This window comes from Sinorhizobium fredii USDA 205, from assembly GCF_001461695.1.
Taxonomy (GTDB): Bacteria; Pseudomonadota; Alphaproteobacteria; order Rhizobiales; family Rhizobiaceae; genus Sinorhizobium; species Sinorhizobium fredii.
Genome location: NZ_AUTC01000189.1, coordinates 57,694 through 69,629, shown reverse-complemented (window position 1 = coordinate 69,629; position 11,936 = coordinate 57,694). Strand labels below are relative to the sequence as shown.

Here is an 11,936-nt window from a genome sequence, read left to right as displayed (position 1 = left end):
AACATGTTGTTGCCGCGCGGTGAATCAGATCGCGAGCGGCCTGAATCAATCTCTGAACCTGGAAAGCCGCGATGAAAGTCACCGGTCTCAACATCCACCCCTTGAAAAGCGGTCGCGCCGTGCCGCAAACCGCCGTGACGGTCAATCTCGACGGGTTGGCAGGCGACCGGCGATTCATGGTCGTCGAGCCTGATGGCCAGTTCATCACCCAGCGCGAACTACAGGCGCTGGCTCAGGTCGAAGCGACGCACATCGATGGCGGCCTTCACCTGAAGATGAATGACAACGAAATCTCCGTCCGCTTCGATCCGGAGAGCCGGGTCGATGTTCGCGTCTGGTCAAGCGACGTGAATGCTGCCCTTGCCGATGACGACGCGAACGAAACGCTGTCGGCCTGGTTCGGGCGGCCGGTCAAGCTCGTGCATATGGACGAGGAGGCCGAGCGCTTCGTCGGCGCCGAATGGGCCGGCACCGCCGCGCCGGTCGGGTTCGCCGACGGCTTTCCGGTTCTGATCACGACGACCGGTTCGCTGGCAGACCTCAACCGAACGCTCGTCGAGAAGGGCCAGGAGCCGGTCGGCATGGAGCGCTTCCGCACCAACATCCTCGTCGACTGCGATGAGCCCTGGGCCGAAGACCTGTGGGAAAGCCTTGAGATCGCCGGCATCGCCTTTGATCTCGTCAAACCCTGCGCGCGATGCATCATGACCACGCAGGATCAGACGACCGGCGAACGCATCGGCGGCAATCCGATTCAGGGGCTCGCGGAAAAGCGCATGTCCGCGGATCGCCGCGTGCCGGGCGTGCTCTTCGGCTGGAATGCCGTGCCAAGGGGCGAGGGGATCGTCAGGATCGCCGACGAGGCCAGGGTTGTGAGCCGACGCACCGAGCGTTGGCCGATGAAGATACGCAGCGCCGGTTGAGCCGCATTTCACGGCTTCGCGCGGTCCGCCATCAATTCCTGTGATTGCATCGTCAATTAATTTGGCTTTGCGCAGATTGTGCGCCGCCATAGGATGGCCCCTCAAAAAATCGGAGCTTCCTATGTCCGCTGCCACCCCAGCCGCCAAGCATGCGACTGATCACCTGCCTTGGCTGATCATCGCTGCCGGTTCCATGATCGCGATGCTGACCTTCGGTCCGCGTTCGGCCATGGGCTTCTTTCAGTTGCCGATGCTCGCCGACACCGGCTGGGATCGGACGACCTTCGGCCTTGCCATGGCCATCCAGAATCTCTTCTGGGGCCTCGGCCAGCCCTTCTTCGGGGCACTGGCTGACAAGTTTGGCACCTGGCGCATGCTGGCGCTATCCGGTCTTCTCTATTCCAGCGGTCTGTTCATCATGGCCTTCGCCAGTGCGCCGATCTGGCTGCATGTCGGCGGCGGCGTCCTCGTCGGTCTCGGCGTTGCTTCCGGTTCCTTCGGCATCGTGCTCTCCGCCTTCGCGCGCAATGTCGCGCCCCATCACCGTTCGTTCGTCTTCGGCATCGGTACGGCGGCGGGGTCGGCCGGCATGTTCCTGTTTGCGCCGCTGAGCCAAGGGCTCATTTCCGCCTATGGCTGGTCCGACAGTCTCGTCTATCTCGGCTTCCTGATGCTGCTCGTGCCGCTCTTCGCCATTCCGTTGCGCGGCAATGCCATGTCCGGACGGCATTCCGAAGCGCTGTCCAAGCAGACCGTCGGCGAGGCTATAAAGGAAGCTTTTGGACACAGGAGCTATCTGCTGCTTGTCTCCGGTTTCTTCGTCTGCGGCTATCAGGTCGCCTTCATCACGGCGCATTTCCCCGCCTATCTCGGCGATATCGGCATCGATGCGCGCTATGCGGTCATCGCGCTCGCTTTGATCGGCTTCTTCAACATCATCGGCTCGCTATCGGCCGGCTTCATCAGCCAGCGCTATTCCAAGCCGTATTTCCTGGTGTGGATCTACCTGGGTCGCTCGATTGCCGTCGCGGCCTTCCTGCTTCTGCCCCAGTCGCCGACCTCTGTGGTCATCTTCGCGATCGTTATGGGACTGTTGTGGCTGTCGACGGTGCCGCCGACCAACGCATTGGTGGCCATCATGTTCGGCACCCGCCATCTCGGGCTGCTCGGCGGCATCGTCTTCCTCTCGCACCAGGTCGGCTCCTTCCTCGGCGTCTGGATGGGCGGCTATCTCTATGATCGGCTTGGATCCTACGATCCGGTCTGGTGGCTGGGGGTCGCGCTCGGCGTCTTTGCGGCGATCGTCCATTGGCCGATCGAGGAGAGAGGCGTCGCGCGCCCGGTCGTGGCTTGAAGCCGATCCGATGCGCCCGAGAATATCTCGGGCGCGACATTCGATCCTTGAAATCTGTCACAAAACTTTCTAAATCAGTCCCCGGCGGCTCAGCCGCTTTTGTTTTGACCTAATTATGCTCAGTTTGAGCATAATTAGTAACCGGAAATGGCGAGAGAGGAGAGCTCGATGACCAGTCTTGACCTTCGCGCGGGCGCAGCACCCGCCCCAGCGTTCGTCAGCGCCGCTGCGCGCTACGGCGTCATCGAGAGGCCCGACCTCACTTACACGCCGGCGATCGCCCGCGAGACCGAGCATCTCTACGAGAAGGTCAAGGACTTCATTCCGGCATTCGAGTGGGCGGCCTATGCACCCTACGTGCATGCGATCAACCGGCTGAAGAAAGAGCGCAACGCCGTCATCCTGGCGCACAACTACCAGACGCCGGACATTTTTCACTGTGTTGCCGACATCGTCGGCGATTCGCTGCAACTCGCCCGCGACGCTACCAAGGTCGACGCCGAGATCATCGTTCAGTGCGGCGTGCACTTCATGGCGGAGACCTCGAAGCTGCTCAATCCGGAAAAGACCGTGCTGATCCCCGATGCCAAGGCCGGCTGCTCGCTTTCCGAATCGATCACCGGCGCCGATGTGCGGCTGCTCAAAGAGCGCTATCCCGGCGTGCCGGTCGTCACCTATGTCAACACCTCGGCGGACGTGAAGGCGGAGACGGATATCTGCTGCACCTCGTCCAACGTGCTCGCCGTTGTCGAGAGTCTCGAATCCGACACGGTGCTCTGCATTCCGGACGAATACCTGGCGATGAACGTTGCACGTCACACCAATAAAAAAATCCTGACCTGGAAGGGCCATTGCGAGGTTCATGAGCGCTTCACGGCGGCCGAGCTTCTCGCCTACAAGGAGGCCAATCCCGGCATCGAGATCATCGGCCATCCCGAATGCCATCCGGATGTGATCGAAGTCTGTGATTTCTCCGGCTCCACCTCGGGTATGATCAACTATGTCAAGGACAAGCGGCCGCAGCGGGTGCTGCTCGTCACCGAATGCTCGATGGCGTCGAACATTCAGGCGGAAGTTCAAGGCGTCGATTTCGTCAAGCCGTGCAACCTCTGTCCGCACATGAAGCGCATCACGCTGCCGAAAATTCTCGACAGCCTGCTCAACATGAGGGAAGAGGTTCTGGTTGATCCGGCGATCGCCGACCGTGCACGCCTTGCCGTCGAGCGAATGGTGAACCTCAAGCAGTAATCGGCACTGGGCCGCCCAGTGCATGCAGGGCCGTTGGAGGAGTTACCAAGCCATGCTGACCGACCATTTTCGTCCGCAATCCTTCAACGGGATCGATGACATCGTCATCGTCGGCGGCGGCCTTGCCGGACTTTTCTGCGCGCTGAAGCTGGCGCCGCGTCCCGTCACCATTCTTGCCGCCGCGCCGATCGGCCACGGTGCCTCCTCCGCCTGGGCCCAAGGCGGGATCGCCGCGGCGATGAGCACCGGCGATACGTTTGAGAAGCATGTCGCCGATACCATGGCCGCAGGGGCCGGCATCGTCGACGAGAAGATGACCCGGATGATGGTTGCCGAAGGTCCGGCGCGCATCCACGATTTGCTTGAATATGGCGTGCCCTTCGACCGGGATCTCGAGGGCAAGCTGGTCTTGTCGCGCGAGGCGGCGCATTCCGAGCGGCGCATCGTGCGCGTCAAGGGCGACATGGCCGGCAAGGCGATCATGGAGGCGCTGATCGCCGCCGTGCGCAGGACCCCGTCGATCCGCGTCATCGAAGGCTATGTGGTCGAGGAACTGGTGCGCGAGGGGCGCTTCATTTCCGGCGTTTCGCGCGGCCGGATGCCGGCCAGTCGAAGACCCGCGTTTCCTTCCCGGCCCGCGCCGTCGTGCTTTGCTCCGGCGGCCTCGGCCACCTTTACGCCGTCACCACCAATCCCTGGGAAGCCTGCGGCCAAGGCGTCGGCATGGCGGCACGGGCGGGTGCGATCATCGCCGATCCGGAATTCGTGCAGTTCCACCCGACCGCGATCGACATCGGCAAGGATCCGGCACCGCTCGCGACCGAGGCTTTGCGCGGCGACGGTGCGATCCTCGTCAATTCGAAGGGCCGCCGCTTCATGCTCGATATCCATCCGGATGGCGAGCTTGCACCGCGCGACGTCGTTTCCCGCGGCGTCTTTGACGAAGTCAAGGCCGGGCGCGGCGCCTTCCTCGACTGCACCAAGGCGATCGGCAAGCATTTCCCGGACATGTTCCCGACCGTCTATGCCTCCTGCATGGCGGCTGGGATCGATCCGGTGACGCAACCGATCCCGGTCGCTCCGGCGGTCCATTACCACATGGGCGGCGTGCTGACCGACGGCGAAGGCCGCACCTCGATCGATGGCCTCTGGGCGGCCGGCGAGGTGACCTCGACAGGCGTCCATGGCGCCAATCGGCTTGCCTCCAACTCGCTGCTCGAGGCGGTGGTCTTCGCGGCGCGGATTGCCGAAAACATCAAGGGTACGCTCCCGACTCCGAAACTGACGGAATGGGGAGACAATGCCGGCGAGAACGACGATCCGGTGACCGTCGAGGACAGCCCACCCTTCAAGCGACTGCGCGGGTTGATGAGCGAATGCGTCGGCGTTGTGCGCACGCGGGAAGGCCTGCTGCAGGCGATCCGCGAGATCGCCGAACTGGAGCGGGTCAATACGCGGCTGCGCTTCGCCAATATCATCACCACGGCCAAACTCATCGCCGTCGCCGCCCTGCAGCGCACCGAAAGCCGCGGCGGACATTTCCGCGCCGATTGCCCGGAGGAGCGTCCAGAATGGCAGCGGCGCACCTATCTGACGCTCGCGCAGGCGGAGCGCCTGGCCGCCGAGGCCGCTGAGACGGAGTCGGCGTGACGCCGGCGGCTCTTTCTGCCGCGCAGACAAACGACGAAATCGGAAAGAAGCTCATGACCGTCGCCCTACTTCCGGAACTGCCCGCCCTCATGGTCGAGGAGCAGGTGAAAGCTGCGCTCCTCGAAGACCTCGGCCGAGCCGGCGACATTACCACCTTGGCGACCATCGGACCGGACATGACGGCGACCGCGACGATGAGCGTGCGCGAAGCGGGCGTCGTTGCCGGACTGGAGCTGGCGCGCACTGCCTTCCGCCTCGTCGAGCCTTCGATCCGCTTCGAAGCGCTGGTTGCCGATGGCGATCGCGTCGCACCGGGCACCACGATTGCGCGCATCTCCGGTCGGGCGCGGGGCGTGCTTTCGGGCGAGCGGGTCGCCCTCAATTTCCTCATGCACCTTTCCGGGATTGCCAGCTACACGGCGAAGTTCGCCGACGAAATCGCCCATACGGCGGCGAAGGTCTGCTGCACCCGCAAGACCATTCCCGGCCTTCGGGCGCTCGAGAAATACGCCGTTCGGCTCGGCGGGGGCTCCAACCATCGCTACGGCCTGGATGACGCGGTGCTGATCAAGGACAATCATATCGCAGTTTCAGGCGGTGTCGCCGGCGCCATCCGTGCGGCCCGTGCCTATTGCGGGCATCTGGTCAAGGTCGAGGTCGAAGTGGAGGGGCTGGCGCAGATGCGCGAGGCGCTGACCGCCGCACCCGACGTCATCCTGCTCGACAATATGGGCCCGGAGCTCCTGCGCGAGGCGGTGGCCGTCAATGCCGGACATTGGGGGCTGAGCGCCGCCGCCTATGCTGACGACCCGCGCCGCACCCGGCTCGAGGCGTCCGGCAATGTCAAGATCGAGACGATCCGCGCGATCGCCGAGACCGGCGTCGACTATATCTCGACGTCGAAGATCACCATGGCGGCACCGACCCTCGACATCGGGCTCGATATTTCGGTCTGACTGCGGGCTCGTCTACCGGCCTATCTCCGAAATTGCCGTTGGAACGAGATGGGCAACCGCGCGTTGCTTCTCAAACCGACAGCGAGGAAGGAACGATGATGATCAGGGTGGTAATCGCGCTCGCCGCTGCCGTGGGGCTGGCGGCGGCTGCCTCGGCGCAACAATCATCGCAGACGGCGACGGCCGAATTCGTCGGCAAGGACGGCACGGACACCGGACGGGCGACATTGACCTCTGGCGGCAAGGGTGTGCTGATCGAGATGGAGGTCAGCGGCCTTCCCAAGGATACCTGGGTGGCCTTCCATGTTCACGAAACGGGGCGATGCGACGTCGCAGACGGCTTCGAGTCTGCCGGCAAGCATTTTCTCGACGGAGATGAGGGCGCCGAGCACGGCTTCCTCGCTGCCCACGGCCCGCATGCCGGCGACATGCCCAATCAGTTCGTCGGGGCCGACGGCGTATTGCGTGCCCAGGTGTTCAACAGCTTCGTCTCGCTCGACGACAAGCGAACGGCCATTCGCGGACGTGCCCTGGTCATCCATGCACGCTCCGACGACAACCGCAGCCAGCCGGCCGGAGATGCCGGCGACCGTCTCGCCTGCGCGGTCATTAAGTAGAATTCACCGTCCACCCACCTTGAGGCCGGGCGCAGGGCGTTCATCGAGGATCTGTCGTCGGAAGCGGAAGAGCGCGGCCGGCCGGCCGCCAGTCGAGGCGAGCGATCCTCCCGTTGGCTCGACCAGTTCCGCGCCCTCGACCAGCCGGCGGAAGTTCTGCTTGTGCAGATGGCGGCCGGAGATCGCCTCGACCGTCGCCTGAAGATCCGTAAGGGTGAATTCCGGCGGCATCAGTTCGAAAACCACCGGCCGGTACTTGATCTTGCCACGCAGCCGGGCGACGGCCGTTGCGACGATGCGGCGATGGTCGTGCCGCATCGCCAGCCCCGCCGCTGGCTTGTCCGTTTCGCGGCAATGGCCGTCGATCACCGCCTCGCGCACCAGCCCCGCTTCATAGAGCAGTTCGTAGCGTTCCAGCACGCGCTCCTCGTCCCACGGAAAATCGTCGAGGCCGAACGCCAGCCGCACGCGCGACCGGCGTTGTACGTTTGCCGCGGATCTCTCGTCGCCGGCAAGACCGGCTTCCCAGCGGGCAAGGGCTGGCAGGATCGTCTGGTCGAGCACTGCAGGACGTCCCTGCCGCCAGTCTTCCCAGGGCAGATAGCCGTACCAGTCCCGCCAATGGGCGCCGGCCTCCGCCAGCCTCTCGTTGTTTTCGGCATCGGTACGGGTCAGCGCCAGGTAGCCGACGGAGACCATGTGCTTGCCTTCTTCACCCGGCAGGCGCTGGCGTCCGCGGTCGCCGAAGGTATAGAGCTGTTCGATATAGCCGAGCTTCAGCGCCGTTCGTTTTTCGACGCGGGCGCGCAGGCTCGCCTCGAACGTGCGGTGGCGCGCCGGATCGAAGGGGCCGAAGGGCAGGCTGTCGCGCGTGTCGCCGTCCGTTTCGCTGACCGCGAGAATGCGCGGACTGCGGTTGACGACGGCGACGATGACCGCGTTGAGGCCAATCTCGACGGTGACCGGCACCCCCTCAACCTGCATGGCGCTCATCTTTCGGAAGGAGAGGCAGGAGGAAGGGAGCATTGCCGTCGGCGTCGGCCCCGCGGCCGATCGCTCGCACCGCGGCGACGAGCCTTCCCTGTCGCGACAGCGCTTCGTCGCCGATCTCCACAAGCCGCGCATTCGGCGTGGCAAAGGGTGAGGCGAGCCGCAAGCGTAATGCGAGAGCCGCGTCATCCTGGTCCGGCGCGACGGCCAGCGCCGCGATCAGCGCCGCGGCCGGCGAGCGGGAGACCCCCATCCAGCAATGGACGAGCAGTGGCCGCGAGCGGTCCCACTTGCGGGCGAAGTCGATGATCTGCACGACATGCGCCTCCTGCGGCGCAATCAGGTCGCCGGTTCCGGCAAAGCTGATGTCGTTGACGCCGATCGTCAGATGTTTGTCTCGCTCGATTATGCCGGGCCGGTGAAAATCCTGCCCCTTGGCCATCAGGCTGAGCATTTCGCGGCAGCCGTGGCGGACTGCCATTTCTGCGATGCGGCCGAGCGGCGAGACGACGATGCCTGTCATGTCAGGCCTCCTGGCTCGTCCTGATGTGCTCCGCCTCCAGCGACGTGAAGCGCTCGGCGAAAAGCCGTTGAGCATCGACCGCCGGCAAGGGGTCGATCAGCAGCGTCTCGCGCGTCACGCCGCGCGGCTGGCCGAAGAACTTGCGCGCCTCCTCCGGTGAAAAGCCGGCAAGTTCCGTCGCTTCGAAATAGGCGGCGACGCGATCGGCTTTCTTGATCCGCTCCTTGAGCTCCTTGGGCGTGTGAGGCGGCAGGCCGAAGCGCAGATGGACGGCGCTTTCGAGCCGCCTCTCGACCGCCTTGTATCCGCCGCCGACCACGGCCTTGAACGGCGAAATCATGTCGCCGATGACATATTCGGGTGCATCGTGGAGAAGTGCCATCAGGCAATCGGCCGCGTTGCAGCGGTTGGTGCGGCGAAAAATATCCTCGACCAACAGGCTATGCTGGGCAACCGAAAAGGCGTGATCGCCAACCGTCTGGCCGTTCCACCGGGCCACCCGGGCAAGCCCGTGGGCGATATCCGAAAGCTCGACGTCGAGCGGCGAGGGATCGAGCAGATCGAGCCGCCGGCCGGAAAGCATCCGCTGCCACGCGCGCGCATTCATCATGCGCTCGCCTCGTCCGCCTCGGCCGGAAAGGCAAGACCGGTCCAGCCAGGCAGCTTCAGCGTAACCGGCACCTCGCCGGCGAGGATCGGGTCGCCCTTGGCAATAGCTTCGCCCGCCTTGTCGATGCGCACGATTGCGAGCCCCGCCTTGCCCTGGACGGTGCCGAGAGACCCGATCGGTCTTCCGTTGATGGCAAGGCTCGTCCCCGTTGGTGGGAGTTCCGCCTCACTGGCGACGATGACGACACGGCGACGCGCCGTGCCTCGGTGCTGCATCCGTGAGACGACCTCCTGGCCGACATAGCAGCCCTTGCGGAAGGAGAGGCCACCGTTCAGGTCCATCAGGACGTCATGCGGAAAGGCATCCTGCAGCGCGTAATCCCGGTTCACCGCGGCGACACCGGTCGCGATCCGCAGACGATCGTAGTCGGCGACGCTGGCCTTAGCGCCCGCGATTGAGCGATAGAGACGGAATACGGGCAACCCGGCCTTCTCGAACCGATGGTCGCGATAGCTGCTGTCGGGCCGTTCCTCCCCGAAGACGACCGCGACCGGCGCCGGCGTGAGAAGGGAGAGCTCCACCGCCGATCGCAGCTTGTACATGGTCAGACGCTTCAACAGCGCCTCGACCTGGTCGAGGGACGTTTCGACCCGCAATGCCTCTCCATCGCGGGAGATCAGGAAGTCGAAGAGGATCTTGCCCTGCGGCGTCAGCAGCGCTCCTGGCCTCACTTCGTCCTCAGCCAGCGCGCCGAGGTCGGTGGTGATCAGACCCTGCAGCAGCGCGTCAGCGTCCTTGCCGGAAAGGCTGATGATTGCGCGGTCGTCGAGGCAAAGCTTGGGCATGGTTTTGAATCCCGTTCTCTTTGTCGAAGAGGTAGGATTTCCGCCGCTGAAGGGCAAGCGAGCAGGCTCAGGTTCCTGACCTAATCAATCGCCGGCGACGAAGAATTTCCACTGGCCGTCGGGCGTGATCCCGACGCGGTAGAAATTGTAGTTGCCCAATTCTTCCATGCCGGCGAAATCGCCGGCGGTCACCAGTCGGAACAGGTCGACCTTTTCCGGAGGCGTCAGCGAAGCCAACGGCTTTTCGGCGAAATAGGGCCAGACATAGGCTTCCTCCGGCGTGCCCTTGTCGGCAAGGACGAAGCCGGTCGAAAGAACATCGAGCAGGATCGCGAGGATTTCGACGCCATCCTGGTCGCCGGAAAGACCTTTCAGTGTTGCGATCGGGTCTTCCTCGCCGCCGCTGCCGCTCACCTGCGTCTGGGTCGGCCCCTTGCCAAGCAGGGGACGCAGCCGCTCGATGTCGCCGGAGGCGGCTGCCTCGACGATGAGCTCGCGCATGCGGGCGACCGGAGCCGGAATTTTCGAGACGTCTGCCAGAACTTCGACCGGCTGGACCACTTCGGGCGCGGCATCCTTGGTTTCGGTCGCGGCCTTGTCGACGAGCGGATCGGGCATCGGGATTTCGAGCGGTTCTTCCGGTTCGCCCTCGGGCGACTCCGTCGGCGCCGAGTTCTCGGCGCTATCAGCGGGAGCAGGAGGAGGGGCGCCCTTGAGTTCACTCAATGCGAACGCAGCCGGAGCCGCCATCGGGACGCAGAAAACGGCGCCCGCCAGCAACAGCATGACGAGGCGCGCCGCTCCGGCACGGCCTGCAAGGTTCCGGGTCATGGGCAGTCCTGATGCTATTGGATTGACCGCTGTGGCGAGAATTCTCCGGCGAGCATGCGCTCGCGAAGCGAATTCAGCATGGCCTCGGCGCCCTCTTCGCCATGCAGCCGAATGGTTTCGCGCATGGCCAGCGCAATTGCCGCGTCGGCAATGATTTCCGGCTCGATCCCATCCGCCATGCCGTCCGCCCAGGCTTCGTTCTGGTGTTCCAGCGCCGCCTGCATTTTCTCATGGACGATCATGTCGTCGATGTCGGTCAGGCTTGGTTCCATCATTCGTTCCATGCGGCTTCCATCACGTGCACTTGGCCAACCTAGCGCCTCTTCGCTGAACCGCAACTGAACGGGCAGACGGGCCGGTCACTTCTTACCACTCTCTTAACGGACTTTAGCAGCCTTTTCCCGAAACGACACGGGTCGGCGGAAAAAGAGGTTAATATCGGGCTAATTTCCAAAGCGCGCGACGATTTCAGAAGCAAGTGTTGCACCTTCGGCACGGTATCGCTCCTCGGCGAGTGTCGCGGGCTCCGTGCAGGCTGTGTAGACCGAGGCGAAGGTCCTATACCCGCGGTTGAACGCGGCCGTCATCCGCTCGCGCCGCTTCGGCTCGTCGGCGGTCTCCTTGTCGATCAACTGCTGCATCGAGCGGCGCCAGCTGTCTTCCGGCTGGCTGAGGCAGAGATTGCGCAGATAGTGGACCGACCCGAGGATTTCGGCCAGGCGGACGAGGCGCTGCTCATAGGGCGGGGGCTTGCCTTCGACTTGAGGCGGCGCGGCGGCTTGCGTTTCCGGGGGGGCGGTCTCCTGCGCGGCGGCTCCCGCTGCGATTGCGAGCGCGGTGCCGGCGAGGAGAAGTCGGAACATGAGCGGCGCGAAGGTCATGGGTCCATCAAATCCGAATCGGTTCCGCTTGCAAGAGCGTCGCGGCTCGGATGGATCGACGGCCGCATGCGGGCCAGTTTTTCCACACAATGACGGACGCTCTCCGGAATGGGCAGGGCGAAGATTTCCTCCGGCGTGAACCAGCCTGCATCTGCCGCATCGTCCGAGGCAACGGCATCGCAATCGGAATCTGCCTCCACCGTGAAGACGGAGAGCAGGAAATGCCGGCTCTCCGCCTGGCTCGGAACGAGGTCATAGGTCTCGAAAAGCACCGGGTCGCGGCCACAGATCCCGGTCTCTTCGGCGAGTTCGCGCAAGGCGGTTGCGGCGGGGGTCTCACCCGGCTCCGCCCGACCGCCCGGAAAGGCATACATGTCGGCCGACGGCGGATTGGCCCGGCGGACGAGCAGGTAGCGCCCGTTGCGTTCGATGATGGCGGAGGAGGCGAGTTGGGGCTGGCGTGTCATCGCATCTGAATTCATATGGTCGTTGACCCATCCTACGTGAA

General features: G+C 64.2%; 13 protein-coding genes and 1 pseudogene. 6 read left to right on the top strand and 8 right to left on the bottom strand.

Annotation, left to right across the window (positions count from 1 at the left end):
• Positions 1–71: 71 nt before the first annotated feature.
• The 6 genes and pseudogenes from N181_RS27030 (at position 72) to N181_RS27005 (ending at position 6,748) form a co-directional block, all read left to right on the top strand.
• Positions 72–923, top strand: a complete 852-nt coding sequence (locus N181_RS27030) for an MOSC domain-containing protein (protein WP_037391196.1) — start codon at positions 72–74, stop codon at positions 921–923.
• A 121-nt stretch (positions 924–1,044) separates the two neighbouring features.
• On the top strand, positions 1,045–2,277 hold the full coding sequence (locus tag N181_RS27025; protein ID WP_037391195.1) for an MFS transporter: 1,233 nt from the start codon (positions 1,045–1,047) through the stop codon (positions 2,275–2,277).
• Between the two features lie 168 nt (positions 2,278–2,445).
• A complete protein-coding gene (gene nadA / locus N181_RS27020) occupies positions 2,446–3,525 on the top strand; it encodes a quinolinate synthase NadA (protein WP_037391193.1) in 1,080 nt (359 codons plus the stop codon).
• 52 nt (positions 3,526–3,577) lie between these two features.
• Positions 3,578–5,175 (top strand): annotated as a pseudogene (locus N181_RS27015) (L-aspartate oxidase).
• A 53-nt stretch (positions 5,176–5,228) separates the two neighbouring features.
• Positions 5,229–6,131: a carboxylating nicotinate-nucleotide diphosphorylase gene (nadC, locus tag N181_RS27010; RefSeq protein ID WP_037391199.1), complete on the top strand. Its 903-nt coding sequence runs from the start codon at positions 5,229–5,231 to the stop codon at positions 6,129–6,131.
• 98 nt (positions 6,132–6,229) lie between these two features.
• Positions 6,230–6,748 carry a superoxide dismutase family protein gene (locus N181_RS27005; RefSeq protein ID WP_162129937.1) on the top strand — a complete coding sequence of 173 codons (519 nt, stop codon included), beginning with the start codon at positions 6,230–6,232 and terminating at the stop codon, positions 6,746–6,748.
• A 3-nt stretch (positions 6,749–6,751) separates the two neighbouring features.
• On the opposite strand, the gene N181_RS27000 is transcribed toward N181_RS27005, so the two are convergent.
• The 8 genes from N181_RS27000 to N181_RS26965 form a co-directional block, all read right to left on the bottom strand.
• Positions 6,752–7,774 carry an NUDIX hydrolase gene (locus N181_RS27000; RefSeq protein ID WP_060564023.1) on the bottom strand — a complete coding sequence of 341 codons (1,023 nt, stop codon included), beginning with the start codon at positions 7,772–7,774 and terminating at the stop codon, positions 6,752–6,754.
• Positions 7,722–8,261, bottom strand: a complete 540-nt coding sequence (locus N181_RS26995) for a tyrosine phosphatase family protein (RefSeq protein ID WP_037391181.1) — start codon at positions 8,259–8,261, stop codon at positions 7,722–7,724. The genes N181_RS27000 and N181_RS26995 overlap by 53 nt, the downstream gene beginning before the upstream one ends.
• Before the next feature lies 1 nt (position 8,262).
• On the bottom strand, positions 8,263–8,871 hold the full coding sequence (locus N181_RS26990) for a YfbR-like 5'-deoxynucleotidase (protein ID WP_037391179.1): 609 nt from the start codon (positions 8,869–8,871) through the stop codon (positions 8,263–8,265).
• Positions 8,868–9,716, bottom strand: coding sequence for a CAF17-like 4Fe-4S cluster assembly/insertion protein YgfZ (ygfZ, locus tag N181_RS26985; protein WP_037391178.1), 849 nt, complete (start codon positions 9,714–9,716; stop codon positions 8,868–8,870). The genes N181_RS26990 and ygfZ overlap by 4 nt, the downstream gene beginning before the upstream one ends.
• Positions 9,717–9,800: 84 nt before the next feature.
• The gene (locus N181_RS26980) at positions 9,801–10,547 is read right to left on the bottom strand and encodes a hypothetical protein (RefSeq protein ID WP_037434526.1); all 747 of its coding nucleotides are present in this window, start codon (positions 10,545–10,547) and stop codon (positions 9,801–9,803) included.
• A gap of 14 nt (positions 10,548–10,561) precedes the next feature.
• On the bottom strand, positions 10,562–10,831 hold the full coding sequence (locus tag N181_RS26975; protein ID WP_012707434.1) for a hypothetical protein: 270 nt from the start codon (positions 10,829–10,831) through the stop codon (positions 10,562–10,564).
• Positions 10,832–10,990: 159 nt separating this feature from the next.
• The gene (locus N181_RS26970; RefSeq protein ID WP_014327799.1) at positions 10,991–11,428 is read right to left on the bottom strand and encodes a TIGR02301 family protein; all 438 of its coding nucleotides are present in this window, start codon (positions 11,426–11,428) and stop codon (positions 10,991–10,993) included.
• Entirely contained in the window at positions 11,425–11,895 is a 471-nt protein-coding gene (locus N181_RS26965; protein ID WP_037391185.1) for an NUDIX hydrolase, read from the bottom strand. The genes N181_RS26970 and N181_RS26965 overlap by 4 nt, the downstream gene beginning before the upstream one ends.
• Between the last annotated feature and the right edge of the window lie 41 nt (positions 11,896–11,936).

Bases quoted from the DNA above. Each gene is read 5' to 3' on its own strand.
- nadC (WP_037391199.1), top strand. From the start codon at position 5,229: ATGACCGTCGCCCTACTTCCGGAACTGCCCGCCCTCATGGTCGAGGAG.
- N181_RS26990 (WP_037391179.1), bottom strand. From the start codon at position 8,871: ATGATGAATGCGCGCGCGTGGCAGCGGATGCTTTCCGGCCGGCGGCTC.
- N181_RS27025 (WP_037391195.1), top strand. From the start codon at position 1,045: ATGTCCGCTGCCACCCCAGCCGCCAAGCATGCGACTGATCACCTGCCT.
- N181_RS27000 (WP_060564023.1), bottom strand. From the start codon at position 7,774: ATGCTCCCTTCCTCCTGCCTCTCCTTCCGAAAGATGAGCGCCATGCAG.
- N181_RS26965 (WP_037391185.1), bottom strand. From the start codon at position 11,895: ATGACACGCCAGCCCCAACTCGCCTCCTCCGCCATCATCGAACGCAAC.
- N181_RS27005 (WP_162129937.1), top strand. From the start codon at position 6,230: ATGATCAGGGTGGTAATCGCGCTCGCCGCTGCCGTGGGGCTGGCGGCG.
- N181_RS26975 (WP_012707434.1), bottom strand. From the start codon at position 10,831: ATGGAACGAATGATGGAACCAAGCCTGACCGACATCGACGACATGATC.
- N181_RS26980 (WP_037434526.1), bottom strand. From the start codon at position 10,547: ATGACCCGGAACCTTGCAGGCCGTGCCGGAGCGGCGCGCCTCGTCATG.
- N181_RS26970 (WP_014327799.1), bottom strand. From the start codon at position 11,428: ATGACCTTCGCGCCGCTCATGTTCCGACTTCTCCTCGCCGGCACCGCG.
- N181_RS26995 (WP_037391181.1), bottom strand. From the start codon at position 8,261: ATGACAGGCATCGTCGTCTCGCCGCTCGGCCGCATCGCAGAAATGGCA.
- ygfZ (WP_037391178.1), bottom strand. From the start codon at position 9,716: ATGCCCAAGCTTTGCCTCGACGACCGCGCAATCATCAGCCTTTCCGGC.
- nadA (WP_037391193.1), top strand. From the start codon at position 2,446: ATGACCAGTCTTGACCTTCGCGCGGGCGCAGCACCCGCCCCAGCGTTC.
- N181_RS27030 (WP_037391196.1), top strand. From the start codon at position 72: ATGAAAGTCACCGGTCTCAACATCCACCCCTTGAAAAGCGGTCGCGCC.